Genomic DNA, 26794 nt, shown 5'->3' on the forward strand with positions numbered 1-26794 from the left:
TTTTTCTGTTTCAGAAGGTTTATCCCAACTGCTTGCGGGCGTTACGGAAGATACGCATCCACGGACCGTCCTCACCCCAGTTTTCCGGGTGCCATGAGTTGCTGACGGTACGGTACACACGTTCCGGATGCGGCATCATCACCGTCACACGACCACTTTCCGTGGTGACAGCGGTAATCCCATTCGGCGAGCCGTTCGGGTTAGCCGGGTAGGTTTCCGTTACGTTGCCAAAGTTATCGACAAAGCGCAGTGCGACCAGACCTTTGCTTTCCAGCGCCGCCAGATGGGCTGCGTCGCGAACTTCAACGCGCCCTTCTCCGTGCGAGACGGCGATAGGCATCATTGACCCGACCATGCCCTGCAGCAACAGAGACGGGCTCTGGGTCACCTCAACCAGGCTGAAGCGGGCTTCAAAGCGATCCGAATGGTTACGCACAAAGCGCGGCCACAGGTCACTGCCCGGGATCAGTTCACGCAGATTCGACATCATCTGACAGCCGTTACACACACCCAGCGCCAGCGTTTGTGGACGATGGAAGAAGGTTTCGAACTCATCGCGCACGCGGTTGTTGAACAGAATTGATTTCGCCCAGCCCTCACCCGCGCCCAGTACGTCGCCGTAAGAGAAGCCGCCGCAGGCCACCAGCGCCTGGAAGTTACCCAGACCCGTGCGGCCACCGAGCAGATCGCTCATGTGCACGTCAATCGCGTCAAAGCCTGCACGCTGGAACGCCGCAGCCATTTCGACGTGAGAGTTCACCCCTTGCTCACGCAGTACCGCCACTTTCGGACGCGCACCGGTCGCAATATACGGTGCGGCGATATCGTCATTAATATCAAAGGTCAGCTTCGCGCTAAGGCCCGGATCGGCATCGTTGGTTTTCGCATCGTGCTCCTGATCGGCACACTCCGGGTTATCACGCAGACGCTGCATTTGCCAGGTGGTTTCGGCCCACCAGATGCGAAGCGTCGTGCGACTTTCGCTGAAGACGGTCTGACCGTTGGCTTCGATAACAAAACGATCGCCCGTGACGGCCTGACCCAGGTAATGAACGCAATCGCCCAGACCGTGTTGCGCCAGCAGTGCTTCCACCGCCTCGCGATCCGCTGCGCGAACCTGAATCACCGCGCCAAGTTCTTCGTTGAACAACGCCGCCAGACGATCGTCGCCCAGTGCGGCGATATCCGCCTGCACCCCACAGTGACCGGTAAAGGCCATTTCCGCCAGCGTCACCAGCAGGCCGCCATCGGAACGGTCGTGATAAGCGAGCAGTTTACGTTGCACCACCAGCGCCTGCATCGCGTCGTAGAAGCCCTTCAGTTGCGCGACGTCACGCACATCTGCCGGCGTATCGCCAAGCTGGCGGTATACCTGCGCCAGCGCCGTCGCGCCCAGCGCGTTGTGGCCACGGCCCAGGTCGATCAGCAGCAGCGCGTTGTCTTCAGTAGAAAGCTGCGGGGTGATGGTATGACGCACATCTTCCACGCGAGCAAAAGCGGAAATCACCAGCGACAGCGGCGAGGTCATTTCGCGCTGTTCGTTGCCTTCCTGCCAGCGGGTTTTCATCGACATCGAGTCTTTACCCACCGGAATCGTCAGACCCAGCGCCGGACAGAGTTCTTCACCGACCGCTTTCACCGCTTCGTATAAACCGGCATCTTCGCCCGGGTGACCGGCTGCGGCCATCCAGTTAGCGGAAAGCTTAATGCGTTTGATATCGCCAATCTGCGTTGCCGCGATATTGGTCAATGCTTCCCCGACCGCCAGACGGGCAGAAGCGGAGAAGTCGAGCAGCGCCACTGGCGCACGTTCGCCGATCGACATCGCTTCACCGTAGTAGCTGTCGAGGCTGGCGGTGGTCACCGCGCAGTTCGCCACCGGCACCTGCCACGGACCGACCATCTGATCGCGAGACACCATCCCGGTCACAGTACGGTCGCCAATGGTGACCAGGAAGGTTTTTTCCGCCACCGTCGGCAGATGCAGAACGCGTTTAACTGCATCCGCAATGGTGATGTCAGCACGATCCAGTGCCTCACCTTTCGCCTTCAGCGTCTGAACGTCGCGGGTCATCTTCGGCGTTTTGCCGAGCAGTACATCAAGCGGCAGATCGATAGGCTGGTTGTTGAAGTGACGATCGTTTAGCGACAGATGCTGTTCTTCGGTCGCCTCACCAATTACCGCATACGGCGCGCGCTCGCGCTTACACAGCTCGTCGAACAGCGGCAGTTGGTCCGCCGCCACCGCCAGCACGTAACGTTCCTGGGACTCGTTACACCAGATCTCCAGCGGGCTCATACCCGGCTCATCGCTGAGGATGTCACGCAGTTCGAATTTACCGCCGCGTCCACCGTCACTAACCAGTTCAGGCATCGCGTTCGACAGACCGCCGGCGCCAACGTCGTGGATAAACAGGATCGGGTTGGCGTCACCCAACTGCCAGCAGCGGTCGATCACTTCCTGGCAGCGGCGTTCCATCTCCGGGTTATCACGCTGTACCGAGGCAAAATCAAGATCCGCGTCAGACTGGCCGGAGGCCATCGAGGAAGCCGCGCCGCCGCCCAGGCCGATATTCATCGCCGGACCGCCGAGAACGATCAGCTTCGCCCCGACGACGATCTCGCCTTTCTGTACGTGATCGGCACGGATGTTACCAATCCCGCCCGCCAGCATGATCGGCTTGTGATAACCGCGCAGCTCTTCGCCATTGTGGCTGTTCACTTTTTCTTCGTAAGTACGGAAATAGCCGTTCAGCGCAGGACGACCAAATTCATTGTTAAACGCCGCGCCGCCCAGCGGGCCTTCAGTCATGATATCCAGCGCGGTCACAATACGCTCTGGCTTGCCGAAGTCTTCTTCCCACGGCTGCTCAAAGCCCGGAATGCGCAGGTTAGAAACGGAGAAGCCTACCAGACCCGCTTTTGGCTTCGCGCCGCGTCCGGTTGCCCCTTCATCACGGATTTCACCGCCGGAACCAGTCGCCGCCCCCGGCCACGGAGAGATCGCCGTCGGGTGGTTATGGGTTTCCACCTTCATCAGGATATGCGCCGGCTCCTGGTGGAAGTCATAGCGACCGGTCGCGTGGTCGGCAAAGTAACGCCCCACTTCAGACCCTTCCATCACCGCCGCGTTATCTTTATACGCGGAAAGCACGTGGTCCGGTGTGGTTTCAAAGGTGTTTTTGATCATCTTGAACAGCGACTTCGGTTGTTGCTTGCCATCGATGATCCAGTCGGCGTTGAAAATCTTGTGACGGCAGTGCTCAGAGTTCGCCTGCGCAAACATGTAGAGTTCGATGTCGTTCGGGTTGCGCCCCAGTCGGGTAAACGCGTCCTGCAGGTAATCAATTTCGTCATCCGCCAGCGCCAGACCGAGACGCAGGTTAGCATCAATCAGCGCCTGACGGCCTTCACCCAGCAGATCAACACTTGCAACCGGCGCCGGCTGATGGTGAGCAAACAGTTTTTCCGCATCGGTTAACGAAGAGAACACCGTCTCCATCATTCGATCGTGCAGTTCAGCGGCAACCCACTGCCACTGCTCAGCGCTTAGCGTGGAGGCCTCAACGTAATAAGCGACGCCGCGTTCCAGACGGTCAATTTGTTGCAGACCGCAGTTATGGGCGATATCTGTCGCTTTGGAAGACCAGGGGGAGATGGTGCCAGGGCGCGGCGTCACCAGCAGCAGTTTCCCTTCCGGGGTGTGGCTGCTCAGGCTGGGACCGTATTTCAGCAGACGGGCAAGCTGCGCGTGCTCATCCTCGTTCAACGGAGCGTTCAGGTCAGCGAAATGGACGTACTCGGCGTAAATATTGCTTACCTGGAGGTTGGCAGCCTGAAAACGTGCCAGCAGTTTGTTAATACGGAATGCGGACAGTGCAGGCGAACCACGCAGAATTTCCATCATAAGTCTCTCGTCTTCTAAGCTAAGCTTTCGGTGTGCCCAAGTGGGGAAACGGGCGTCATTATAAAGAATCTGAGCCGCCGACGAAACCGTTTGCGTCGAAATAAAATCCACCGCCGTTATTGTCATACGATGCTGCCAATGGCTGTAATTAGTTGCCAACTGGCGCAAGTTTAAGCAAAATGCCGCTCATTGATGAATACTCCTGGCCTTTCTATTCTTTTTCCCATCCTGAGGCAACGCACGGTTCAGAGAATTAACTAATTGAAAAAATTAAAGATTAATTATCTGTTCATCGGCATACTGACGCTGCTGCTGGCGGCGGCCCTCTGGCCCTCTATCCCCTGGTTCGGTAAAGCCGATAATCGTATCGCCGCGATCCAGTCGCGGGGAGAGTTGCGCGTGAGCACAATTGAGTCGCCGCTCACCTGGGCGAAACTCGACGGTAAGCCGTACGGGCTCGATTACGAGCTGGCGCAGCAGTTCGCCAGCTATCTGGGGGTAAAACTGAAGATTACCGTCCGCCAGAACATCAGCCAGCTGTTTGACGATTTGGATAATGGTGACGCCGACCTGCTGGCGGCCGGGCTGGTCTACAACAGTGAACGAGTGAAAAACTATCAGCCGGGGCCGACTTACTATTCGGTATCCCAGCAACTGGTCTACAAAGTGGGTCAGTATCGTCCCCGAACGTTGGGCAGCGTGACGGAAAGTCAACTCACTATCACGCCGGGACACGTGGTAGCAAACGATCTGCAAACGCTGAAACAGACAAAATACCCTGAGCTGAGCTGGCGGATCGATGAGAAAAAAGGCTCAACGGAACTGCTGGATGCGGTGATTGCCGGACAGCTGGATTACACCATTGCCGACTCTGTCGCCATCAGCCTCTACCAACGCGTTCATCCCGAACTTGCTGTTGCGCTGGATATCACCGACGAACAGCCGGTGACCTGGTTTAGTCAGCTGGATGATGACAACACGCTGTCTGCCGCCCTGCTCGATTTCTTCAACAGCATGAATGAGGACGGCTCCCTGGCGCGTCTCGAAGAAAAATATCTGGGGCACGGCGATGATTTTGACTATGTCGATACCCGCACCTTTCTGCGCGCGGTTGATGCCATGCTCCCCGACCTGAAACCGCTGTTTGAAAAACACGCCCAGGAGATTGGCTGGCAGCTGCTTGCGGCGATCTCCTGGCAGGAATCGCATTGGGATCCGCAGGCCACATCACCAACCGGCGTGCGCGGCATGATGATGCTCACCAAAAACACCGCACAAAGTCTCGGTCTGACCGACAGAACCGATCCTGAGCAGAGCATCAGCGGTGGAGCACGCTACTTACAGGACATGATGAGTAAAGTGCCGGACACCGTACCCGAGAACGAGCGTATCTGGTTTGCGCTGGCGGCCTATAACATGGGTTATGCGCATATGCTTGATGCGCGTGCGCTGACAGCCAAAACGAAGGGAAACCCGGACAGTTGGGCAGACGTCAAACAGCGTCTGCCGTTGCTCAGTCAAAAACAGTATTACAGCAAGCTGACCTACGGCTATGCGCGCGGACATGAGGCCTACGCCTACGTTGAAAACATCCGTAAATATCAGATAAGCCTGCAGGGCTATTTGCAGGAGAAAGAAAAGCAACTGGCTGAAGAGATGAAACTGGCACAAGAGTATCCGGTCGTCTCACCAACGGAATTTGGCAAACAGCGGCGACCACTCGCCGCCTTCCTGTCGCAATCGTCATCCAGTTATCTGACGCACTCGCCGTCGCTGCTGCGTTTACCGCAGAAGAAAGAGGACAAAGAGTAAACAGAACCGCAATGCCTACTGGCTTGCGGCTTTCTTCAACGCTTTGCTCTCCTGACGGCGCATGCGGAAGAAATCGCTGAGCAGCGTCGCACACTCCTCACGCAATATTCCTTCAGTGACCTCAACGCGATGGTTCATTCCCGGATGATGCAGAACATCCATCAGCGAACCGGCAGCGCCGGTTTTTGCATCGCGCGCGCCGAACACCACATGGCGGATACGGCTGTGTACCATCGCACCAGCGCACATGACGCACGGCTCAAGGGTCACATACAGCGTCGCGTCAATCAGACGATAATTTTGCAGGACGAGGCCGCCCTGACGTAGCGCCATGATCTCTGCGTGCGCGGTGGGATCGTGATGGCCAATCGGGCGGTTCCAGCCTTCACCGATCACGCGATTGTTGTGCACTAATACGGCACCGACCGGGACTTCACGTTCATCCCAGGCGCGCTTCGCCAGCGTTAACGCATGACGCATCCAGTATTCGTGACTAAATTCAACATCTGACAAAGGGGTTACTCCGGTAATCATTGCGGGCGCATTATACAGGGTCGCGATACCCTTCGTCTTTCAACTATTCCAGTTGCTGGAGTTCTCCACGAGGCGTGACGCGCCAGCGGTGCTGGCAAAAATAGAGCAGCGGGTTGTCCTGATTGCTGTCGCTGTAGCCGCTGTAAAGGCGCAGTGGCGTGCCGATTTTACGCTCCAGCTGTGCGACTTTTTCATGCCCCAGACAGCGCAGGGTCAGTACCCAACCGCCGTACCCCCGCTTCATCTGGCTGGCGATCAAATTCACGCGCGGCAGCCACGGCGTATCAACATAGACCTGTTCCACCAGCGACTGCGGCGAACCGGTGATGAGCCAGATATCAGCATCGGAGCTGAGCAGATAGGTGGTCAGACGCTCCTGGACCTGAGGAAACGCCGTAACGTTCTGTCGGAACCATCGAACAAAATCGGCCTGCCTGGCCTGTAGACTGGTCTCGCTGTGGCCGAAGGTACATCCCCACAGCAGCAGACTCATCGGCCAGCGCGCAGCGCGTCCTTTAATCAATAACGCACCGACAATCACGGGCAACAACGGCAGCACAAGCAGCGCATTCAGCGGCTGGCGACGCAACAGATAGCGCAGGAAACTGCCAAACATATCCTGCTGATGTAGCGTACCATCCAAATCAAAAAAAACGACACGACGCGCGTGATTGGTCAAACCTTACTCCTCGGGATCGTTGAATCCTAACAGCCAGGTAAACAGGAACCCGGCTATCACTGCTACTAAATAGCCTAACAGATAGAACATCACTTTTCCGGCAACAATCGTTAACGCCAGCGGTAGTCCGGAAATACCGAAGGTGATGACGGTGGCGACCTTCCAGTAGCTGATCAGCGCTCCGCCTACTGCGCCACCAAGACAGGCACCAATAAACGGTTTGCCCAGAGGAAGCGTGACGCCAAAAATCAGCGGTTCGCCAATACCGAGTAATCCCACCGGTAACGCCCCCTTAATCACTTTTTTCAACCGCGCGTTACGGGTTTTCATTAGCACGGCAATTGCCGCGCCCACCTGCCCGACGCCCGCCATCGCCAGAATGGGAAAGAGCGCGTTATAGCCATGCGCCTGCACCAGCTCAACGTGAATCGGCACCAGCCCCTGATGCAGCCCCGTCAGCACCAGTGGCAGGAAGGTTCCCGCCAGAACCGCGCCGACCAGAAAGCCGCCGCGATCGATAGCCCAGGACGCGCCGTGAGCAATAGACTCCGAAATCCAGCCGCCCAGCGGTTGCAGCGCCACAATCGCAATCGAGCCGGTGATGATGGTCGTCAGTAGCGGATTGAGGATAAGCTCCAGCGAGCCGGGTAACACGTCGCGGAATTTACGCTCGATCCAGCACATCAGCGCCACCACCAGCAGCACGGCAATCACCCCGCCACGGCCTGGCTGGAGCGCTTCACCAAACAGCGTAATTTGCGCCAGTTGCGGACTCGACAGAATGCCCGCCATCACGCCGCCCATCGCCAGCGAACCACCGAAGACTTTGGCGGTATTCACCCCCACCAGAATGTTCATGATGGCGAAAACTGCACTGCCGAAGATCCCCATCAGCCCTAGCATGTTGGGGTAATGGGTGGCGAAATCGCCGACGATATCCGGGCGTTTGAGAATGTTAATGATGCCGGTGATTAAACCGGAGGCGATAAACGCCGGGATCAGGGGAATAAAAACGTTCGCCAGCTTGCGTAGCGCATCGCTCATCGGCGCTTTATACTTTGCTTTGGCCTGCGATTTCGTGCGCTCAATGTCATCGACTGCCGGGCGCGCGCTCCCCTGCGCCAACAGCGCTCGCATGGCATCAACGACCTTTGCCGCCTTTCCGGGCCAGACGATGATCTGATGCTGCGCCCCCTGCTTCACGTAGCCACTGACGCCCGGTAGTTGTTTCAGATGCGGGATATCCAACAGCGTATCGTCTTTCACTTCCACCCGGACGCGCGTCATACAATTTTCCAGACGCAGAATATTTTGTTCTCCGCCTATTCCCAGCAGAATGTCGCTGGCAAGGGTCGCCATCTTATCCATAGTTACCTCGATGAATCAGCTAACGCAGCGCGTAAGAATCCCTGATGGGCGGCCAGTTTTTCGCGCGCCGCATCAGCATTGAGACCGCTCAGCGCCATAAGAATGGCCGGTTTCACGTCAAAATCGGTCTGTCTGAGCAGCGTTTCCGCCTCAGCGCGGGCAATGCCTGTGGCTTCAACCACCATTCGACACGCGCGGTCCATCAGTTTGATATTGGTGGCTTTCATATCCACCATCAGGTTCTGGTACACCTTGCCAAACTTCACCATCGCTCCGGTGGAGATCATATTGAGCACCAGCTTTTGCGCGGTACCGGATTTCAGACGCGTTGAGCCTGTCAGCGCCTCAGGCCCTACTACGGGTGAAATCGCAATATCCGCTTCCTGCGCAATCGGCGAGTCCGGATTACAGGAGATAGCAACCGTGGTACAACCCGTTTTGCGGGCATATTTCAGTCCACCGATGACATACGGCGTACGCCCTGATGCCGCCAGCCCAACCACCAGATCCTGCGGCACGAGGTTCAGGGCAATAAGATCGTCTTCACCGAGCTGCGCGTTGTCTTCTGCCCCTTCAACGGCTTTCAGCAACGCTCCCGGACCACCGGCGATTAGCCCCACCACCAGACCATGAGGAACGCCAAACGTCGGTGGGCATTCAGACGCATCCAGCACGCCGAGTCGCCCGCTGGTCCCTGCGCCCATATAGATAATCCGACCACCGGATTTTAACGCTTCAGCCGCGGCATCGACGGCGCTCGCAACATCGGGCAATGTTGCTTTTACTGCTTCCGCTACCAGCGTATCCTGTTGATTAAAACGGTGAACCAGATCCAGCGTTGATAACGCGTCGAGGTCCATTGTTTGCGGATTACGGGTTTCTGATACTAAAGCGCCGAGATTCATGTTTGCTCCTCAGGAATTTTTAATTCATATTAACGACCAATAATGGAATATAATATTCGTGCAGGCGAGTGAAATTTCATTTTGTCGCCGCCATCACGTTTTCGTCAGGAGAGACCATGAACTGTTTAATTCGCATCCGCCAGCGCTACCCGGGATTTGCGCAGAGCGATAAAAAACTCGCGGACTATCTTCTGATACAACCCGACACTGCCCGCCACCTTAGCTCTCAGCAACTGGCCGCCGAAGCGGGCGTCAGTCAGTCGAGCGTGGTGAAGTTCGCACAAAAGCTCGGCTATAAGGGATTCCCGGCGTTGAAACTGGCGATCAGCGAAGCGCTGGTCAGCAATCCGAACCCGCATTCGGTGCCAGTGCATAACCAGATCCGTGGCGACGATCCCCTGCGTCTGGTCGGCGAGAAACTGATCAAAGAGAATGTGGCGGCGATGCATGCCACGCTGGATGTCAACACGGAAGAGAAGCTGAGTGAAAGCGTGACGATGCTGCGTAACGCCCGTCGGATCGTGTTAACCGGGATTGGTGCCTCCGGCCTGGTAGCGCAGAATTTTGCCTGGAAGCTGATGAAAATCGGCCTGAACGCTATTGTTGAGCGCGATATGCATGCGCTGTTGGCCACGGTTCAGGCGCTGACGCCGGACGATCTGCTGTTAGCGATTTCCTACAGCGGCGAACGTCGGGAACTGAACCTGGCGGCAGAAGAGACTTTACGCGTCGGCGGGCAGATCCTGGCGATCACGGGTTTCACCCCTAATGGGCTTCAGCAGCGCGCCAGCCACTGCCTGTATACCATCGCGGAAGAACAGGCCACCCGCAGTGCGGCGATCTCTTCAACCCACGCGCAAATGATGCTCACCGATCTGCTTTTTATGGCGCTGGTACAGCAGGATCTGGAGCACGCACCTGAACGTATTCGCCACAGCGAGGCGCTGGTAAAAAAACTGGTCTGAGCAAGGAATGCGCGTATAATGCCCGCCCGGTTTGTGTTGTTTTGAGAGTTTCCTGATGGCCCTGTTAATCACGAAAAAATGCATCAATTGCGATATGTGCGAACCCGAATGTCCAAATGAGGCCATTTCGATGGGTGACAGCATCTATGAGATTAACAGCGACAAATGCACCGAGTGCGTCGGGCATTACGACACGCCCACCTGCCAGAAGGTGTGCCCGCTCCCCAATACGATCCTCAAAGACCCGGCACATGTCGAAACGGAAGAACAACTGTGGGACAAATTTGTCCAGATGCACCACGCCGATAAAATCTAACTTTCGATAATGACCGTGGCGCAGGCATAGTGACGTTCATCGGCCAGCGTTACGTGCATATGCGCAACGCCTAGTTTTTCCGCCAGCGCTAACGCCTCTCCCCACAACCGCAAGCGCGGTTTACCAAGTTCGTCGTTAAACACTTCAAACTGATTAAATGCCAGCCCATTGCGAATACCGGTACCAAAAGCTTTCGCCGCCGCCTCTTTGACGGCAAAGCGTTTTGCCAGAAAACGCACCGGCTGCTGGTGCGTTTCCCAGATAGCCCACTCGTTAGCGCTGAGCACTCGTCGGGCAAGCCGGTCACCGGAACGGGAGATCACCGCTTCAATGCGCGCAATCTCCACGATATCAGTGCCTAATCCAAGAATGGCCATTAGCCGCGCGCTTCCAGCATCAAACGTTTCATTTCCGCGACGGCGTCTTTCAGCCCGCTCATCACCGCACGACCGATAATCGCATGACCGATATTCAGCTCGTGCATTTCCGGCAGCGCGGCAATGGCTTTGACGTTGTGATAGGTCAGGCCGTGTCCCGCATTGACTTTCAGCCCCAGGCTGGCGGCGAAGGTGGCGGCTTTCGCGATGCGCGCCAGTTCCTGCGCCTGTTCCGCATCGGTTTTTGCATCCGCATAGCAGCCGGTATGAATTTCAATGTACGGTGCGCCGACGTCAGCAGCCGCTTTGATTTGCGCGTCATCGGCGTCAATAAACAGCGACACAAGGATCCCGGCGTCAGCCAGACGTTTACAGGCATCACGCATTTTGTCGCGCTGCCCGGCCACATCCAGACCGCCTTCGGTGGTCACTTCCTGGCGCTTTTCCGGCACCAGGCAACAAAAATGCGGTTTGGTTTCCACGGCAATCGCCAGCATCTCTTCCGTCACCGCCATTTCCAGGTTCATACGCGTGTCCAGCGTCTGGCGCAGAATGCGGACATCGCGGTCGGTAATGTGACGGCGATCTTCACGTAAATGGACGGTAATGCCATCAGCACCCGCCTGCTCGGCAATGAATGCCGCCTGAACCGGATCCGGATATGCAGTACCGCGTGCATTACGTAACGTGGCAATGTGGTCAATGTTGACGCCTAACAGTAATTCAGCCATGACAATCCTCGTGATTTTATGTTCGCTTCGGCATGAACTGCCGGAATAATTCGCGGCTCTTTAAGGGTTTACCACCAAGATACGGCTTCAGCGCTATGCGGGTAAAGCGTTTCGCCGCGCGTAGCGTATCAACATCCGGAAATTCACGTTCTGCCAGCGCCCGCAGATGGCGTCCGGTAAAGGTGCTGTTGTCAATCACAACGCTGGCGATAAAGCCTTTTTCTTCGCGATAGCGGTAGGTCATGGTGTCATCCACCGGCTCACCGCTGCCCGCACAGTGCAGGAAATCGACTCCATACCCGAGGTGGCCGAGCAGCGCCAGTTCAAAACGACGCAGCACGGGTTCCGGCGTTCCCGTAGCCCCCGCCAGTGCCTGAATGCAATGCAGATAATCGAAAAAGAGTTCAGAAAAGCGGGTTTCGTGCTCCAGCACGCGGGCGAGCAGTTCGTTGACGTACAGGCCGCTGTACAGCGTGATACCGCTCAGAGGGAGCGCCAGAGAAACCGCTTCCGCGCTACGCAGCGTTTTGACGTCGCCACGTCCGCCAAAGCGGACTAACAGGGGGGTAAAAGGTTGAAGGGCACCTTTCAGATTAGAGCGTTTAGAACGTGCGCCTTTAGCAACAAGACGCACGCGACCCGACTCTTCCGTGAAGACGTCCAGCATCAGGCTGGTTTCGCTCCAGGGGCGACTATGCAGGACAAATGCGCGCTGCCAGCCCTCCATCATACTCGTCGCCTGTTCGGAGCGCAGGTTTAGAGATCGTCGACGTAACCGAGACTGCGCAGCGCGCGTTCGTCATCGGCCCAGCCGGATTTCACTTTCACCCACAGTTCAAGATGAACCGGGGCTTCGAACATTTCCTGCATGTCTTTACGCGCTTCAATACCGATGGTCTTGATTTTGGCCCCTTTGTTGCCAATAACCATCTTCTTTTGCCCTTCGCGCTCAACGAGGATCAGCCCGTTGATGTCATAACCGCCGCGCTCGTTTGACACGAAGCGTTCGATTTCCACAGTCACGGAGTACGGCAGTTCAGCGCCAAGGAAACGCATCAGCTTTTCACGGATGATTTCAGAAGCCATAAAACGCTGTGAGCGATCGGTGATGTAATCTTCCGGGAAGTGATGCTCCGCTTCCGGCAGATGCTTGCGCACGATGCCCGCGACGGTGTCGACATTCATCCCGGTTTCCGCAGAGATCGGTACGATGTCGAGGAAGTCCATCTGACTTGCCAGGAACTGCAAATGCGGCAGCAGATCGGCTTTTTCCTGCACGTTATCTACTTTATTGACGGCCAGAATCACCGGCGCTTTACCGTCACGCAGTTTATTGAGCACCATCTCGTCATCCGGCGTCCAGCGGGTGCCTTCCACCACAAAGATCACCAGTTCAACATCACCAATGGAACTGCTGGCCGCTTTGTTCATCAGACGGTTAATCGCGCGTTTTTCTTCCATGTGCAGACCGGGGGTATCGACGTAAATCGCCTGCCAGGGCCCTTCGGTATGGATCCCGACAATACGGTGACGCGTGGTCTGCGCTTTACGGGAGGTGATCGAAATCTTCTGCCCGAGCAGGTTGTTCAACAGCGTGGATTTGCCAACATTCGGACGACCGACGATGGCAATAAATCCGCAATAGGTTTTTTCGTCGCTCATTCCAGCTCCAGTTTTTTCAACGCCTGTTCGGCGGCAGCCTGTTCCGCCTTGCGACGGCTAGAACCTGTGCCAACCACCGGTTCACTCAGGCCGCTGACCTGGCAGTGGATAGTAAATTCCTGATCGTGCGCTTCACCACGCACCTGTACCACCAGATAAGACGGCAGCGGCAGATGGCGACCCTGCAAATACTCCTGCAAACGCGTTTTCGGATCTTTTTGCTTATCGCCAGGACTGATTTCGTCCAGACGAGTCTGATACCAGTTGAGGATCAGCTTTTCGACGGTCTGAATGTCACTGTCAAGGAAAACCCCGCCAATCAACGCTTCGACGGTATCGGCCAGAATCGATTCGCGACGGAAGCCACCGCTTTTCAGTTCGCCAGGCCCTAAGCGCAGACATTCGCCCAGATCAAACTCGCGGGCTAATTCAGCCAGCGTATTCCCGCGCACCAGCGTCGCGCGCATACGGCTCATATCACCCTCGTCCACCCGCGGGAAACGATGATACAGCGCATTCGCAATCACAAAACTTAAAATTGAGTCGCCAAGAAATTCTAAACGCTCGTTATGTTTGCTGCTGGCACTGCGATGGGTTAATGCCTGCTGCAACAACTCCTGATGAGTAAAAGTGTAGCCCAGCTTCCGTTGAAGCCGATTAATTACGATGGGGTTCATGCGATACCAATAAATAAATGCGTCAACAATTCAGCACACGAAACAGACCTGATATATGTAGCATCCTTCCGGCCGCGTTAAGCAGCTTATGTACGCTCATATAGGGGGACCAACGCTGTTTCGTGTGCCGTGGCGACCTGGAGGCGCCAACCTGAAACTTCGGGGGAATATTCTATACACAACGACGAGGGATGTCGTTAGCCTGGGCAGATTTATCGAAGAAATAATTCACGTTGCCGTCATAACGACGACAACGTGAACGATTCGCGGCAATTAGTGGATACCACCAATGCGGCTTAAACGAACGCCAGTCGGCCATTCGCCTTCTTGTTTGTCGAAACTCATCCAGATGGCAGTGGCTTTACCGACCAGATTCGCTTCCGGGACAAAGCCCCAGTAACGGCTGTCCGCGCTGTTATCGCGGTTGTCGCCCATCATGAAATACTGGCCCGGCGGCACAATCCAGGTCGCCAGCGGCTGCCCGGACTGCTGGTAATACATCCCCACCTGATCCTGAGCAATCGGCACGGTCAGAATACGGTGCGTCACGTCGCCCAGCGTCTCTTTACGCTCGGACAGACGAATACCGTTCTCTTTCGTTTCACTCAGCGGGATCTCAAAGAAACCACTGGTGGCTTCACCACCGTTACGACGTGCAAACGTCTGCACAAAATCGCTCGGCTGAACATCGCTATAGGTGACCGGCAGGGCGTTCTCACATGCCTGACCCGAACGGCAACCCGGCTGAATAGTCACTTCTTTCGCGACCGGATCATAGGTCACTTTATCACCAGGCAAACCGACCGCTCGCTTGATGTAATCCAGCCGCGGATCTTCCGGGTATTTAAAGACCACGATATCACCGCGTTTGGGATGACCCGTTTCGATCAGGGTTTTCTGGTAAATCGGATCTTTAATACCGTAGGCAAATTTCTCCACCAGAATAAAGTCACCGATCAACAGCGTCGGCATCATCGAACCTGATGGGATCTGGAAAGGTTCATAGATGAACGAACGCACAACCAGCACGATAGCCAGCACCGGGAAAACCGAAGCGCCAGTTTCCAGCCAGCCAGGCTTCGGTGAGACTTTTTTCAGCGTTGCCTTATCCAGTGAATCTCCGGCTGCAGCCTGTGCCGCCGCCTGACGCTCCCGACGTTTTGGTGCGAAGATAAATTTATCCACGCACCATAAAATGCCCGTGACCAATGTGGCAATCACCAGAATCAGGGCAAACATATTCGCCATGCCAACTCCTTAAGGATTATTTGCTGTCTTTGCCGACATGCAGAATGGCGAGGAACGCTTCTTGAGGCAGCTCAACGTTACCGATCTGCTTCATCCGCTTCTTACCTTCTTTCTGCTTCTGCAACAGCTTTTTCTTACGGCTGATATCGCCGCCATAGCATTTTGCCAGAACGTTTTTACGCAACTGTTTCACAGTAGAACGCGCAATGATATGCGTCCCGATCGCCGCCTGGATCGCAATATCGAACTGTTGACGTGGGATCAGATCTTTCATCTTCTCCACCAGCTCACGACCACGGCTCTGCGAGTTATCACGGTGAGTGATCAGCGCCAGCGCATCGACACGTTCGTTGTTGATCAAGACATCAACACGCACCATGTCGGAGGCCTGGAAGCGTTTAAAGTTGTAATCCAGCGACGCATAACCGCGCGAGGTGGACTTCAGGCGGTCAAAGAAGTCGAGTACCACTTCAGCCATCGGGATTTCATAAGTCAGCGCCACCTGGTTACCGTGGTAAACCATGTTGGTCTGCACGCCACGCTTCTCAATACACAGGGTAATCACGTTACCGAGGTATGCCTGAGGCAACAGCATGTGACATTCCGCGATCGGCTCGCGCAACTCATAGATGTTATTCAGCGGTGGCAGCTTGGACGGGCTGTCGACGTAAATCGTCTCTTTCGCGGTGGTTTCGACTTCATACACAACCGTCGGCGCGGTGGTGATCAGGTCGAGATCGTATTCACGTTCCAGACGCTCCTGAATGATCTCCATGTGTAACAGACCAAGGAAGCCACAGCGGAAGCCGAAACCCAGCGCAGTAGAACTTTCCGGCTCATAGAACAGAGAGGCGTCGTTGAGACTAAGCTTGCCCAGCGCGTCGCGGAAGTTCTCGTAATCATCAGAGCTGACCGGGAACAGGCCCGCATAAACCTGCGGTTTTACCTTTTTGAAGCCTGGCAGCGCTTTTTCTGCCGGGTTACGTGCCTGAGTCAGGGTATCGCCAACCGGTGCGCCGAGGATGTCTTTAATCGCACACACCAGCCAACCTACCTCGCCGCACTTCAGCTCGGTACGATCAACCTGTTTAGGCGTGAAGATCCCCAGACGGTCAGCGTTATAGGTCTGACCGGTACTCATCACTTTGATTTTGTCGCCTTTACGCAGGGTACCGTTTTTAATACGCACCAGCGAGACAACGCCGAGATAGTTATCGAACCAGGAGTCGATGATCAGCGCCTGTAACGGTCCATCCGGATCGCCCTGCGGCGGCGGAATATCACGCACCAGACGTTCCAGAACGTCGGTCACGCCCACACCAGTTTTCGCCGAGCAGCGCACGGCATCAGTCGCATCAATACCAACGATGTCTTCAATCTCTTCGGCGACACGCTCGGGATCGGCGGCTGGCAGGTCAATTTTATTGAGGACCGGCACCACTTCGAGATCCATTTCCATCGCGGTGTAGCAGTTTGCCAGGGTTTGCGCTTCGACACCCTGCCCGGCATCCACCACCAGCAGTGCGCCTTCACAAGCGGCAAGCGAACGAGAAACTTCATACGAGAAGTCAACGTGGCCTGGGGTGTCGATGAAGTTAAGCTGGTATGTTTCACCATCAGCGGATTTGAAATCGAGCGTTACGCTCTGCGCTTTGATAGTAATACCGCGCTCACGCTCAAGATCCATCGAGTCGAGAACCTGCGCTTCCATTTCACGGTCAGACAGGCCACCGCAGATCTGAATAATACGGTCAGACAGCGTCGATTTACCGTGGTCGATGTGAGCAATGATCGAAAAGTTACGTATGTTCTTCATATAGTGTAATTATTGTGCCTTACGCCTGGTTGGACAGGCTTTGAGAAGTCGCTGTTCTGAGCTTAACGTCTGTTTAACTGAAACGCCGCATTCTACACTACAACGCTGAGGCGAGGAAATGTTCATAAAGTCAGGATAGCGGGAACTGGAAACGGCATCGCTTTTCTGATGTAAAACATCGTAAGAGAAGCATGATGCCCGATGGCGCAAGCTTATCGGGTCTACTGGACTTGCTGATCGTTTGAAAGTCGGATAAGGCGAAACCGCCATCCGGCAAGAATATCATGGTGCCGTTTCGGTGGAGGGCGTTTCAACGCGAATCATACTGGACGGGAGAGCAACATTAAGAATAACGGGTTGCCAGGCTTCGCGTTCAGCCAGCTTGCGGGAATAGCCACGGGCAATCAGGAATCCGCCGACGCCGCCCAGTATCGCGCCGCTTAACGCCGCGAGATCTGAGCCAAACAGCACCTGAAACAGGGAGGCGATGAGGAATAACCCCACCAGCGGCGACAGATAAACCAGCATGGCGGAACCTAACAGACTGCCTTCGGCAATCCCCAGCTCCACTTTCTGCCCAGGTTCTAACGGCACATCGCTCGCCACCACAATGGTATGCGTGGTCTGCGGCCCGAGTTTATTCAGCACGCGGGTGCCACATCCTGAACGTGAAGCGCAGCTGCTGCAGGACGCTTTCACATCACAGCTCACCAATGCCTCACCGTTTTGCCATGACACCACGGTAGCCCACTCTTTGATCATTGCGCGGCTCCGAACTTAATGGTGTCGGCAATGCGCTTCGCTGTCTGCGGCGGCAATTCACCCACGATGGTAATTTCCGCGTTGTCGCGTACGCTGGTGCTGACCGTTCTGCGCCCGGTGCGCAGCATCTGGTCGGTGCTGGCCTGAGTTGCCCGATTGACGTTAATAGAGAAGCTAAACAGACCGTCGGAGTAGAGACGCGATTCAATCGGCATGTTGTCCATCGTTGGCAACGGTCTGCGCCCGCTGGACACTTCGCTAAACCCTTTCGGAAGCCAGGTCGGATTCCAGCTGAATTTGGCTTTTTCACCCGCCGGAACAGAGAGCAGCGGCGGCAAACTGGCTTTCGCCAGCGTCTGCATGCCGCTACCGACATCCTGATTCACGGTGAAGGCAATCACCCGGAATTGCTCTAACGTTTCGCCATCGCGATCGAGGAGATCGACCCGCATCGGCAGCTTCGTTTCCGTATCCATCCAGACAATATAGCTGTAACGCGTACCATCACGCGCGACCACGCGAATCACTTCGCACAGGCGATCGGCAATTCGGGTACGACCCACAGCAATAAAATCATAGTAGGGAGCAAGACGTTTGAAATCGGTATAGATAAGCGACGGCAGGGAGTCGACGATGTAGTCACCGTTCAGAGTGAACGGTTCGAGTCCAGGCTCGAAGTAGCTAATTTCATTTCCGCGCTGGACCACTTCACGACGCGGACCATCCATTTGCAGCAGCTGCGCAAGCGGACGATTTTCCAGGCGAGCATGGCGATAACGCAGAGACTCAACGCCTTGTTTCGTGATGCTGACGAATGACAGCTCGTAATTGAGTGACTGGCTCGCCACATTCATCTGCTGCAACAACGCCCCGGACGCAGTGTTGGCCGAGGCGTTGACAGAGAAGAACAGGCTACCCGTCACAAGTGACATGGCAAACCAAAGTTGCTTCATTACTGCGATTGCGTTCCTAAAGTTTGAATTCCTGGCACCTGAACAGCGGCTTGCTGTGTCTGTGCCTGCTCAAACTGAAGCTGTTCGGAGTGCAGTCGGCGTTGCAGTTCGTAATCCTGCAACATGGCGTTGATCCGACGACGCTGCTCCTGTACCTGCTGCTGTTGCCCACCATTCGCGGTCGCATCAGAAGGTACTCCCAGGCTTACCGGGCTGGCTTTACCCATCATCGGCAAAGTATTGAAGACCGGCGTTTCAGGCTGCTGGGACGTTTCAGATTGTCCATTATAGTGCTGGACACCAACGATAACTGCAAGCGATACGCACGCGGCAACGCCCATTTGGGTAAGTTGCGCGGCCCACGGACGCATTTTTTTCCAGAATGGCATTTTCTGCCATTGCTGCGGCGCAGGCTGGGCCTCTGGAATGAATGGCACCGTATTGCGTACCGGCTCATCTTCAATAGCGGCCATTACGCGAGCGGAAATATCGAAATGAAGCACCTCAGGTGTATCACCCCGCATTGAATCACGGATCAGGTGATAGCTTTCCCAGGTTTTTTGCATATCCGAATCGTGAGCCAGTTCGTTAAGTAACTCACTATCCAGCGTCTCGCCATCCATTAAAGCGGAAAGTTTTTCTTTCTGCATGCCTAATACCTTTTCCAGTATCCGCTATCGTCAACGCCTGATAAGCGGTTGAACTTTATTATCAATAGCTTCCCGCGCTCGGAAGATACGTGAACGCACCGTACCCACCGGACAATCCATGATAGCGGCTATCTCTTCATAGCTCAGGCCATCCAACTCCCGCAAGGTTATTGCCATACGTAAATCTTCCGGGAGGGACTCAATAGTTCGGAAAACTATCTGTCTCAGTTCTTCTGACAACATTAAGTTCTCAGGGTTCGAAATTTCTTTCAGCGCACCGCCACTTTCGAAGTTTTCTGCTTCAATCGCATCAACATCGCTTGATGGCGGACGACGCCCCTGAGCCACCAGGTAATTCTTCGCTGTATTCACCGCAATGCGATACAGCCAGGTATAAAAAGCACTATCTCCCCGGAACGAGTCCAGCGCACGGTAGGCTTTAATAAATGATTCTTGCACCACATCGGGAACATCGCCCGACGGGACATAACGGGAAACCAGACTCGCCACTTTATGCTGGTAGCGTACTACCAGTAAATTGAAGGCTTTCTGATCTCCCTTCTGGACCCGTTCAACCAGGATCTGGTCCGTTAACTGCTCGCTCATCCGAGGTAAAGTCTCCCCAAACCAAATTTCCACGCGTTCGCGAAACGCCACTCCATTAGCTGCACTATGAGCAAGCAACAGGTTAGAGTGTCTCGTTTTTGTAAAGTTCCGTTACGCATCTGTTTTTTGTTTGTCATGTTGTAGACGGTCATTATCTCTCATTATAAGTCTACCGAGTCTGAACAACGCACTATCTTTAAAAATGCCCATAAACCGGTTGCAGAGTAACCCAACGGCCACTTTATTTCATCCTCTAATCTGATGCTTACGGCCCGCCGCGCAAAATGGTTTACCCACCTGACATCCTTTTACATCGCACCGTTTTGTTTAGTCATTACAACAACACTGAAAATAAAACGTGCTGAATCGCAGATTCTGGTGCTATGCTGGCCAAACACTGTTTAGTACATTAAACAAAATATCATGAAAACTACGCCTGAACTTTCTTGTGACGTGTTAATTATTGGTAGCGGCGCTGCCGGACTCTCGCTGGCGCTGCGCCTGGCTGAAAAGCACCAGGTTATCGTGCTGAGTAAAGGTCCCGTCAGCGAAGGCTCCACTTTCTATGCGCAGGGCGGGATTGCCGCCGTTTTCGATGAAACCGACAGCATTGATTCACATGTCGAAGATACGCTCATTGCCGGCGCTGGTATTTGCGATCGCCATGCGGTGGAGTTTGTCGCCAGCAACGCCCGCCCCTGCGTACAGTGGTTGATTGATCAGGGGGTGCTATTTGATACCCAGGTGCAGCCTAACGGTGAAGAGAGTTACCATCTGACGCGTGAAGGTGGCCATAGCCATCGACGCATTTTGCATGCCGCTGATGCCACCGGTAAAGAGGTGGAAACCACGCTGGTCAGCAAGGCGCAAAGCCATCCGAACATCCGGGTACTGGGACGCAGTAATGCCGTCGATTTAATCATCTCCGACAAAATTGGCCTGCCCGGCACACGACGCGTCGTGGGGGCATGGGTCTGGAACCGGAATAAAGAGGCGGTGGAAACCTGTCACGCGAAGTCTGTCGTGCTGGCGACCGGCGGCGCATCAAAGGTGTATCAATATACAACCAATCCGGACATTTCCTCCGGCGACGGTATTGCGATGGCCTGGCGTGCCGGATGCCGGGTTGCGAATCTCGAATTTAATCAGTTCCACCCTACCGCGCTGTATCATCCCCAGGCACGTAATTTCCTGCTTACCGAAGCGCTGCGCGGAGAAGGTGCTCATCTAAAACGCCCGGACGGCACGCGGTTTATGCCAGACTTTGACGCGCGAGGGGAACTGGCGCCGCGCGATATTGTCGCCCGCGCTATCGACCATGAAATGAAGCGTCTCGGTGCGGACTGTATGTTCCTTGATATCAGCCATAAGCCAGAAGCCTTTGTGCGTCAGCATTTCCCGATGATTTACGAAAAGCTGCTGGGGCTGGGTATCGACCTGACCAAAGAACCAGTGCCCATCGTGCCAGCAGCACACTACACCTGCGGTGGCGTGATGGTTGACGACTTTGGTCGTACCGATGTGGACGGCCTGTATGCGATCGGGGAAGTGAGCTACACCGGCCTGCACGGCGCGAACCGGATGGCTTCAAACTCGCTGCTGGAGTGTCTGGTGTACGGCTGGTCCGCAGCGGAAGATATCGACAGACGAATGCCTTACGCCCGTGGCGTAAGCGCCCTGCCCGCCTGGGATGAAAGTCGCGTGGACAACCCTGACGAACTGGTGGTGATTCAGCATAACTGGCATGAGCTGCGGCTGTTTATGTGGGACTACGTGGGGATTGTGCGCACCACCAAACGTCTGGAGCGGGCCCTGCGTCGTATCACTATGTTACAACAGGAGATCGACGAGTATTACGCCCATTTCCGCGTCTCGAATAATTTGCTGGAGTTACGCAACCTGGTTCAGGTCGCCGAGCTGATTGTGCGCTGTGCGATGATGCGCAAAGAGAGCCGCGGCCTGCACTACACGCTCGATTATCCGGCACTGCTGGAGGAATCTGGCCCGTCTGTGCTCTCGCCGTTAACGGCTCACATGAACAGATAAAATGCCTGGGTCAGCGCCGTATAACCTTCGGAGTAACGCTGATCCGGCCCGCGAATCACCAGCCTGTCGCTAAAGCATTCCCCCTTCTTAGGGGAGAATGCCAGCAGCACCCGATGCGGCAACCGCGCCTCCGTTTCAGCAACGTCGGTGCGTAGCCGTAAATGCCAGCCCATATTTAACGCCTGCTGCGTGAAGGTATTGCCGATATTTTCCGGCAACACAACACACAAGAATCCCTCTTCCGTGATCAGCCCCGTCGCCGTCGCTAACAGCGCAGAATGATCCAGCATCGTGGTATAACGCGCCTGTTCCCGCTGCGGTGTAGCACACTCGACGCCCTGCTCGTAATACGGCGGGTTACTGATGATAAGGTCATATTTAACGGTCTGCCGTGCCGCCCAATGTTGGACATCTTCCGCCTGCACCGTTACCCGATCCGCCCACGGCGACTGGGTAACGTTTTCTTGCGCCTGCGCGGCGGCATCGCTATCCAGTTCAACGGCATCAACGGTGACGCTTTCATCAGTACGCTGCGCCAGCATCAGCGCCAACAGTCCGCTGCCGGTACCGATATCGAGGATCCGCTTTACGCCCGCCACCGGTGCCCATGCCCCTAACAGAATCCCATCTGTTCCGACTTTCATCGCACAACGATCGTGCGCGACAAAAAACTGTTTAAAAGTAAATCCATTACGACGAAGGACGGATGTAGACTGAGGCATGAATTAAAAACCTTGCAGGAAAAACGGCAACAGCACCTGGTGAAAACAATACCTGAGAAGCGATATCCATACAAACAGATGAAGATTGCAGCCGTAACGTCTATAATCAGCGCCCCACACAGAGGTAGAACATGACTGTAACGACTTTTTCCGAACTTGAACTCGATGAAAGCCTGCTGGATGCCCTCCAGGAAAAAGGTTTCACTCGCCCGACCGCCATTCAGGCTGCCGCCATTCCGCCTGCACTCGAAGGCCGTGACGTACTCGGTTCTGCGCCGACAGGCACCGGTAAAACGGCGGCGTATTTGCTGCCAGCGTTGCAGCACCTGCTCGACTTCCCGCGTAAAAAATCCGGTCCGCCACGTATTTTGATCCTGACTCCGACTCGCGAACTGGCGATGCAGGTCGCCGATCATGCCCGTGAACTGGCCAAAAACACCCATCTGGATATCGCGACAATTACCGGCGGCGTAGCCTACATGAACCACGCCGAAGTGTTCAGCGAAAACCAGGATATCGTGGTCGCCACCACCGGGCGTCTGCTGCAGTATATTAAAGAAGAGAATTTTGACTGCCGCGCCGTGGAAACGCTGATCCTCGACGAAGCCGACCGAATGCTGGATATGGGCTTTGCCCAGGACATCGAGCACATCGCCGGGGAAACGCGCTGGCGCAAACAGACGATGCTGTTCTCCGCCACGCTGGAAGGCGATGCGATTAAAGATTTTGCCGAACGTCTGCTGGAAGAGCCAGTCGAAGTCTCCGCTACGCCATCCACCCGCGAACGTAAGAAGATCCACCAGTGGTATTACCGCGCGGATAACGTCGAACATAAATTCGAACTGCTGAAGCACCTGCTGAAGCAAGACGACGCCACCCGTACCATTGTGTTTGTCCGCAAGCGCGAGCGCGTGCACGAACTGGCTGAAAAGCTGCGTCTGGCGGGGATCAACAACTGCTATCTCGAAGGTGAGATGGCGCAGATCAAGCGTAACGAAGGCATTAAGCGTCTTACTGACGGTCGCGTTAACGTGCTGGTCGCCACCGATGTTGCCGCACGCGGGATCGATATTCCTGACGTCAGCCACGTGATTAACTTCGACATGCCGCGTAGCGGAGACACCTATCTGCACCGCATTGGCCGTACCGGCCGCGCCGGTCGCAAGGGCACCGCAATCTCGCTGGTCGAAGCGCACGATCACCTGCTGCTGCTGAAAATTGGTCGCTACATTGAAGAACCGCTGAAATCCAGGGTGATTGATGAATTGCGCCCAACCTCACGCGCTCCGAGCGAAAAGATGACGGGCAAACCGTCGAAAAAAGCACTCGCGAAACGTGAAGAGAAGAAAAAAGAGAAAGACAAAGATAAACCGCGCGTGAAGAAACGCCATCGCGATACCAGGAACATTGGTAAACGTCGCAAGCCGAGTACGGCAACGACGCCGCAGGAGTCAAACGAAGAATAAAAAAACGCCGGGATTTCCCGGCGTTTTTATTTAAACGTTAAGCCTTACAGGCTTTCAGTAAAGGTACGAGCGATAACGTCGCGCTGTTGTTCCGGCGTCAGTGAGTTAAAGCGCACGGCATAACCCGAAACACGGATAGTCAGCTGCGGGTATTTTTCCGGATGCTTAACCGCATCTTCCAGCGTTTCACGACGCAAAACGTTAACGTTCAGGTGCTGGCCACCTTCCACACGAACTTCCGGTTTCACTTCCATCGGAATTTCGCGGTACTCAATTTCACCCAGTTTGCTGACCGCTACCACTTCATCTTCGGCAAAACCGGCTTTCGCTGCGATGCAACGCGCTTCGCCTTTTTCGCTGTCCAGCAGCCAGAAGGAATTCAGCAGATCGTCATTAGCGGCTTTAGTAATCTGGATACCTGTAATCATTGTGATGCCTCCCCGGCAAAGTATTTGATTAGGGTTGGCCGGCTCGCGGCCAATTGGTAAAACCATTGTTGCTTGAGTGTATATATACCCCCCTAACACCCTCGATTCATTGATTTAAATCAATAAAATCCACATGCCAAATAAGGGAATGAGATGATTTTATTGTTTTACATCAACTTACGCCATGTGAAGACATAAACTTTTTACACAAATTTTCAACTTTATTAAGTGCATAGCGCACATCATCGCGGAGAGAATTTTGCTCCGTTGAAAGAAGCAGTTAAGCTATGACGATCGAGAATTCGCAGGAGAGCGAGATGGCCACTGAATTAACCTGGCACGATGTGCTGGCTGAAGAGAAACAGCAGCCCTACTTTATCAATACGCTGCATACCGTCGCCGGAGAGCGTCAGTCCGGGATCACGGTTTATCCGCCGCAAAAAGATGTGTTCAATGCGTTTCGTTTCACCGAGCTGGGTGATGTCAAGGTCGTGATCCTTGGACAGGATCCCTACCACGGTCCCGGACAGGCGCATGGTCTGGCGTTTTCTGTCCGCCCCGGTATTGCTACTCCTCCTTCGCTGCTGAATATGTATAAGGAACTGGAGGGGTCGATCCCCGGTTTCACTCGTCCTGCCCACGGTTATCTGGAAAGCTGGGCGCATCAGGGCGTTCTGCTGCTTAATACGGTATTAACCGTGCGGGCGGGTCAGGCGCACTCTCATGCCAGTCTGGGATGGGAAACGTTCACCGATAAAGTGATCGGCCTGATTAATCAACATCGTGAAGGGGTGGTTTTTCTGCTCTGGGGCTCTCATGCGCAGAAGAAAGGCGCAATCATTGATCAAAAACGTCATCATGTCCTGAAAGCGCCTCATCCTTCACCGCTCTCGGCGCATCGTGGATTTTTTGGCTGTAACCATTTTGTGTTGGCGAATCAGTGGTTGGAACAACGCGGCGAGAAGCCGATTGACTGGATGCCCGTTTTACCGGCGGAGAGCGAATAAAAAAATGCCAGCGAATCGCTGGCATTTTTCCATCAGGCTTTGTTCTGACGCCACCATTCGGCAAGCAGCACACCGGTTGCCACCGAGACGTTCAGGCTTTCAACATTCCCCGTACCGTCGATTTTAACGCACAGATCGCTGGCATCGCGCGCCGCATCCGGCAAACCGTCAACGTCCTGACCTAACACCAGGACGATTTTCTCTGGCAGTTCAGTTTTAAACAGCGGCTTACCGCGTTCGCTGGACGTTGTCACCACGGTGTAACCCGCCTGACGGAAATCATCCAACACATCAACGATGCTGTCGCCGGTAATCGGCTGAACGTGTTCGGCACCACCTTCTGCAGTACGAATCGCCGCACCGGACTCCAGCAGCGCCGCATCCTGCACCACTACGCCTTTCACACCGAAGTGCGCGCAGCTACGCATCATGCCACCGAGGTTGTGCGGGTTAGAAATAGCTTCCAGCGCTAACACACAGTCCTGCGCGCCCGCCTGGCTTACCCACTGTTTCACCGTCGTGCCGTTACGTTTTTTAATCAGGAAGCAGACACCGCCGTGATGTTCGGTACCTGAAGCTTTCGCCAGTTCCGCTTCATCAACCACATGGTACGCTTTGCGGTTTGCCGCCATCCAGCGTAATGCTTCTTTGAAGCGCGGCGTGACGCTCTGAATGAACCAGGCGCGGACAATCGCGTCCGGACGACTCTGGAACAGGGCCTGACAGGCATTTTCACCGTAAACGCGGGTCTCTTCTGCACGTTGACGACGCAAGACTTCAGGATCGATAAAGCTTTTACCGCTGATACCACCGTGATCGGCTTTTTCAGGCGTTTCATCACCCGGCGCGCGGGACACGGTCCGCCACGGTGAGTCTTCACGCTTGCGATCGCGGTTCTGAGGGGTTCTTTCATCGCGGGCGGGGCGACGGCCACCGTCGGCACGAGATTTTCCTGGACGCCCGCCACCTTTCCCGGTACGCGGGTTATGGGTACGTTTATCAGAATCATCATCACTGCGGACATACATCACTTTGACCTTGCCGCTTTTGTTTTTCAATTCATCGTTCATGCTTTTCTCCACCAGCGCTGCGCGAAGCGCGCAGATTACCCGATGTGCGCCAGGTTAGCCATTATTTCATTTAAAAGCTTATGACTA

25 protein-coding genes and 1 pseudogene are annotated in these 26794 nt (G+C 55.0%); 6 read left to right on the forward strand and 20 right to left on the reverse strand.

The window, feature by feature from the left end:
* Positions 1-19 precede the first annotated feature (19 nt).
* Entirely contained in the window at positions 20-3907 is a 3888-nt protein-coding gene (gene purL, locus KI228_RS16445; RefSeq protein ID WP_044253138.1) for a phosphoribosylformylglycinamidine synthase, read from the reverse strand.
* Positions 3908-4168: 261 nt separating this feature from the next.
* Between purL and mltF the strand changes: the two genes are divergently transcribed.
* Positions 4169-5719: a membrane-bound lytic murein transglycosylase MltF gene (gene mltF / locus KI228_RS16450; RefSeq protein ID WP_061069768.1), complete on the forward strand. Its 1551-nt coding sequence runs from the start codon at positions 4169-4171 to the stop codon at positions 5717-5719.
* A gap of 15 nt (positions 5720-5734) precedes the next feature.
* On the opposite strand, the gene tadA is transcribed toward mltF, so the two are convergent.
* The 4 genes from tadA to murQ are packed head-to-tail and all read right to left on the reverse strand — an operon-like array spanning position 5735 to position 9205.
* A complete protein-coding gene (gene tadA / locus KI228_RS16455) occupies positions 5735-6253 on the reverse strand; it encodes a tRNA adenosine(34) deaminase TadA (RefSeq protein ID WP_071888373.1) in 519 nt (172 codons plus the stop codon).
* A 43-nt stretch (positions 6254-6296) separates the two neighbouring features.
* Positions 6297-6932, reverse strand: a complete 636-nt coding sequence (gene yfhb, locus KI228_RS16460) for a phosphatidylglycerophosphatase C (protein ID WP_044326601.1) — start codon at positions 6930-6932, stop codon at positions 6297-6299.
* A gap of 3 nt (positions 6933-6935) precedes the next feature.
* Complete coding sequence (locus tag KI228_RS16465) at positions 6936-8300, reverse strand: PTS transporter subunit EIIC (RefSeq protein WP_061069766.1); 1365 nt, start codon at positions 8298-8300, stop codon at positions 6936-6938.
* Between the two features lie 2 nt (positions 8301-8302).
* On the reverse strand, positions 8303-9205 hold the full coding sequence (gene murQ, locus KI228_RS16470; protein ID WP_042999787.1) for an N-acetylmuramic acid 6-phosphate etherase: 903 nt from the start codon (positions 9203-9205) through the stop codon (positions 8303-8305).
* A 116-nt stretch (positions 9206-9321) separates the two neighbouring features.
* Here murQ and KI228_RS16475 point away from each other — a divergent pair, with 116 nt between their 5' ends.
* Together KI228_RS16475 and KI228_RS16480 are read left to right on the forward strand one after the other, a co-directional pair.
* Positions 9322-10170, forward strand: a complete 849-nt coding sequence (locus KI228_RS16475) for a MurR/RpiR family transcriptional regulator (RefSeq protein ID WP_042999786.1) — start codon at positions 9322-9324, stop codon at positions 10168-10170.
* Positions 10171-10225: 55 nt separating this feature from the next.
* A complete protein-coding gene (locus tag KI228_RS16480) occupies positions 10226-10486 on the forward strand; it encodes a YfhL family 4Fe-4S dicluster ferredoxin (protein WP_141227629.1) in 261 nt (86 codons plus the stop codon).
* Here the strand turns inward: KI228_RS16480 and acpS are convergent.
* The 12 genes and pseudogenes from acpS to rseD form a co-directional block, all read right to left on the reverse strand.
* Positions 10483-10863 carry a holo-ACP synthase gene (acpS, locus tag KI228_RS16485; protein WP_042999784.1) on the reverse strand — a complete coding sequence of 127 codons (381 nt, stop codon included), beginning with the start codon at positions 10861-10863 and terminating at the stop codon, positions 10483-10485. The genes KI228_RS16480 and acpS overlap by 4 nt on opposite strands.
* Complete coding sequence (gene pdxJ, locus KI228_RS16490; protein ID WP_042999783.1) at positions 10863-11594, reverse strand: pyridoxine 5'-phosphate synthase; 732 nt, start codon at positions 11592-11594, stop codon at positions 10863-10865. The genes acpS and pdxJ overlap by 1 nt, the downstream gene beginning before the upstream one ends.
* Positions 11595-11610: 16 nt before the next feature.
* Positions 11611-12321 carry a DNA repair protein RecO gene (recO, locus tag KI228_RS16495; RefSeq protein ID WP_043001853.1) on the reverse strand — a complete coding sequence of 237 codons (711 nt, stop codon included), beginning with the start codon at positions 12319-12321 and terminating at the stop codon, positions 11611-11613.
* A gap of 29 nt (positions 12322-12350) precedes the next feature.
* The gene (gene era, locus KI228_RS16500) at positions 12351-13256 is read right to left on the reverse strand and encodes a GTPase Era (RefSeq protein ID WP_042999782.1); all 906 of its coding nucleotides are present in this window, start codon (positions 13254-13256) and stop codon (positions 12351-12353) included.
* Entirely contained in the window at positions 13253-13933 is a 681-nt protein-coding gene (rnc, locus tag KI228_RS16505) for a ribonuclease III (RefSeq protein ID WP_042291512.1), read from the reverse strand. The genes era and rnc overlap by 4 nt, the downstream gene beginning before the upstream one ends.
* A gap of 273 nt (positions 13934-14206) precedes the next feature.
* Entirely contained in the window at positions 14207-15181 is a 975-nt protein-coding gene (gene lepB, locus KI228_RS16510; protein ID WP_044253147.1) for a signal peptidase I, read from the reverse strand.
* Positions 15182-15197: 16 nt separating this feature from the next.
* The gene (gene lepA / locus KI228_RS16515) at positions 15198-16997 is read right to left on the reverse strand and encodes a translation elongation factor 4 (protein WP_042999780.1); all 1800 of its coding nucleotides are present in this window, start codon (positions 16995-16997) and stop codon (positions 15198-15200) included.
* Between the two features lie 282 nt (positions 16998-17279).
* Positions 17280-17759, reverse strand: a complete 480-nt coding sequence (gene rseC / locus KI228_RS16520; RefSeq protein ID WP_042999716.1) for a SoxR-reducing system protein RseC — start codon at positions 17757-17759, stop codon at positions 17280-17282.
* Positions 17756-18712 (reverse strand): sigma-E factor regulatory protein RseB, encoded by a 957-nt coding sequence (gene rseB, locus KI228_RS16525; RefSeq protein WP_044326603.1) that lies wholly within the window; start codon positions 18710-18712, stop codon positions 17756-17758. The genes rseC and rseB overlap by 4 nt, the downstream gene beginning before the upstream one ends.
* The gene (gene rseA, locus KI228_RS16530; protein ID WP_042999714.1) at positions 18712-19362 is read right to left on the reverse strand and encodes an anti-sigma-E factor RseA; all 651 of its coding nucleotides are present in this window, start codon (positions 19360-19362) and stop codon (positions 18712-18714) included. Before rseA ends, rseB begins: the two co-directional genes overlap by 1 nt.
* Positions 19363-19392: 30 nt before the next feature.
* On the reverse strand, positions 19393-19968 hold the full coding sequence (rpoE, locus tag KI228_RS16535; protein WP_061069715.1) for an RNA polymerase sigma factor RpoE: 576 nt from the start codon (positions 19966-19968) through the stop codon (positions 19393-19395).
* Positions 19965-20130: pseudogene (gene rseD, locus KI228_RS16540) on the reverse strand (rpoE leader peptide RseD). The gene rpoE and the pseudogene rseD overlap by 4 nt, the downstream one beginning before the upstream one ends.
* Before the next feature lie 261 nt (positions 20131-20391).
* On the opposite strand from rseD, the gene nadB reads away from it, so the two are divergent.
* Positions 20392-22014 (forward strand): L-aspartate oxidase, encoded by a 1623-nt coding sequence (gene nadB, locus KI228_RS16545; RefSeq protein ID WP_141227630.1) that lies wholly within the window; start codon positions 20392-20394, stop codon positions 22012-22014.
* On the opposite strand, the gene trmN is transcribed toward nadB, so the two are convergent.
* On the reverse strand, positions 21999-22736 hold the full coding sequence (gene trmN / locus KI228_RS16550; RefSeq protein WP_044253159.1) for a tRNA(1)(Val) (adenine(37)-N(6))-methyltransferase TrmN: 738 nt from the start codon (positions 22734-22736) through the stop codon (positions 21999-22001). The genes nadB and trmN overlap by 16 nt on opposite strands.
* Positions 22737-22867: 131 nt before the next feature.
* Here trmN and srmB point away from each other — a divergent pair, with 131 nt between their 5' ends.
* Positions 22868-24202, forward strand: a complete 1335-nt coding sequence (gene srmB / locus KI228_RS16555) for an ATP-dependent RNA helicase SrmB (RefSeq protein ID WP_042999711.1) — start codon at positions 22868-22870, stop codon at positions 24200-24202.
* A gap of 44 nt (positions 24203-24246) precedes the next feature.
* On the opposite strand, the gene grcA is transcribed toward srmB, so the two are convergent.
* Complete coding sequence (grcA, locus tag KI228_RS16560; protein ID WP_044253162.1) at positions 24247-24630, reverse strand: autonomous glycyl radical cofactor GrcA; 384 nt, start codon at positions 24628-24630, stop codon at positions 24247-24249.
* Positions 24631-24947: 317 nt separating this feature from the next.
* On the opposite strand from grcA, the gene ung reads away from it, so the two are divergent.
* Positions 24948-25637: a uracil-DNA glycosylase gene (gene ung, locus KI228_RS16565; protein WP_042999709.1), complete on the forward strand. Its 690-nt coding sequence runs from the start codon at positions 24948-24950 to the stop codon at positions 25635-25637.
* Positions 25638-25669: 32 nt separating this feature from the next.
* Here the strand turns inward: ung and KI228_RS16570 are convergent, their stop codons facing one another.
* Positions 25670-26707 (reverse strand): tRNA/rRNA methyltransferase, encoded by a 1038-nt coding sequence (locus tag KI228_RS16570; protein WP_044268999.1) that lies wholly within the window; start codon positions 26705-26707, stop codon positions 25670-25672.
* Positions 26708-26794: the final 87 nt, after the last annotated feature.

It is taken from the genome of Citrobacter amalonaticus (assembly GCF_018323885.1).
Lineage (GTDB): Bacteria > Pseudomonadota > Gammaproteobacteria > Enterobacterales > Enterobacteriaceae > Citrobacter_A > Citrobacter_A amalonaticus.

Excerpts from the sequence above, each read along its gene's own strand:
- KI228_RS16570 (WP_044268999.1), bottom strand. The coding sequence starts at position 26,707 with ATGAACGATGAATTGAAAAACAAAAGCGGCAAGGTCAAAGTGATGTAT.
- acpS (WP_042999784.1), bottom strand. The coding sequence starts at position 10,863 with ATGGCCATTCTTGGATTAGGCACTGATATCGTGGAGATTGCGCGCATT.
- rseB (WP_044326603.1), bottom strand. The coding sequence starts at position 18,712 with ATGAAGCAACTTTGGTTTGCCATGTCACTTGTGACGGGTAGCCTGTTC.
- lepA (WP_042999780.1), bottom strand. The coding sequence starts at position 16,997 with ATGAAGAACATACGTAACTTTTCGATCATTGCTCACATCGACCACGGT.
- ung (WP_042999709.1), top strand. The coding sequence starts at position 24,948 with ATGGCCACTGAATTAACCTGGCACGATGTGCTGGCTGAAGAGAAACAG.
- KI228_RS16480 (WP_141227629.1), top strand. The coding sequence starts at position 10,226 with ATGGCCCTGTTAATCACGAAAAAATGCATCAATTGCGATATGTGCGAA.
- rpoE (WP_061069715.1), bottom strand. The coding sequence starts at position 19,968 with ATGAGCGAGCAGTTAACGGACCAGATCCTGGTTGAACGGGTCCAGAAG.
- grcA (WP_044253162.1), bottom strand. The coding sequence starts at position 24,630 with ATGATTACAGGTATCCAGATTACTAAAGCCGCTAATGACGATCTGCTG.
- purL (WP_044253138.1), bottom strand. The coding sequence starts at position 3,907 with ATGATGGAAATTCTGCGTGGTTCGCCTGCACTGTCCGCATTCCGTATT.
- rnc (WP_042291512.1), bottom strand. The coding sequence starts at position 13,933 with ATGAACCCCATCGTAATTAATCGGCTTCAACGGAAGCTGGGCTACACT.
- murQ (WP_042999787.1), bottom strand. The coding sequence starts at position 9,205 with ATGAATCTCGGCGCTTTAGTATCAGAAACCCGTAATCCGCAAACAATG.
- lepB (WP_044253147.1), bottom strand. The coding sequence starts at position 15,181 with ATGGCGAATATGTTTGCCCTGATTCTGGTGATTGCCACATTGGTCACG.
- KI228_RS16465 (WP_061069766.1), bottom strand. The coding sequence starts at position 8,300 with ATGGATAAGATGGCGACCCTTGCCAGCGACATTCTGCTGGGAATAGGC.
- era (WP_042999782.1), bottom strand. The coding sequence starts at position 13,256 with ATGAGCGACGAAAAAACCTATTGCGGATTTATTGCCATCGTCGGTCGT.
- trmN (WP_044253159.1), bottom strand. The coding sequence starts at position 22,736 with ATGCCTCAGTCTACATCCGTCCTTCGTCGTAATGGATTTACTTTTAAA.
- rseA (WP_042999714.1), bottom strand. The coding sequence starts at position 19,362 with ATGCAGAAAGAAAAACTTTCCGCTTTAATGGATGGCGAGACGCTGGAT.
- rseC (WP_042999716.1), bottom strand. The coding sequence starts at position 17,759 with ATGATCAAAGAGTGGGCTACCGTGGTGTCATGGCAAAACGGTGAGGCA.
- nadB (WP_141227630.1), top strand. The coding sequence starts at position 20,392 with ATGAAAACTACGCCTGAACTTTCTTGTGACGTGTTAATTATTGGTAGC.
- recO (WP_043001853.1), bottom strand. The coding sequence starts at position 12,321 with ATGGAGGGCTGGCAGCGCGCATTTGTCCTGCATAGTCGCCCCTGGAGC.
- pdxJ (WP_042999783.1), bottom strand. The coding sequence starts at position 11,594 with ATGGCTGAATTACTGTTAGGCGTCAACATTGACCACATTGCCACGTTA.
- tadA (WP_071888373.1), bottom strand. The coding sequence starts at position 6,253 with ATGATTACCGGAGTAACCCCTTTGTCAGATGTTGAATTTAGTCACGAA.
- srmB (WP_042999711.1), top strand. The coding sequence starts at position 22,868 with ATGACTGTAACGACTTTTTCCGAACTTGAACTCGATGAAAGCCTGCTG.
- KI228_RS16475 (WP_042999786.1), top strand. The coding sequence starts at position 9,322 with ATGAACTGTTTAATTCGCATCCGCCAGCGCTACCCGGGATTTGCGCAG.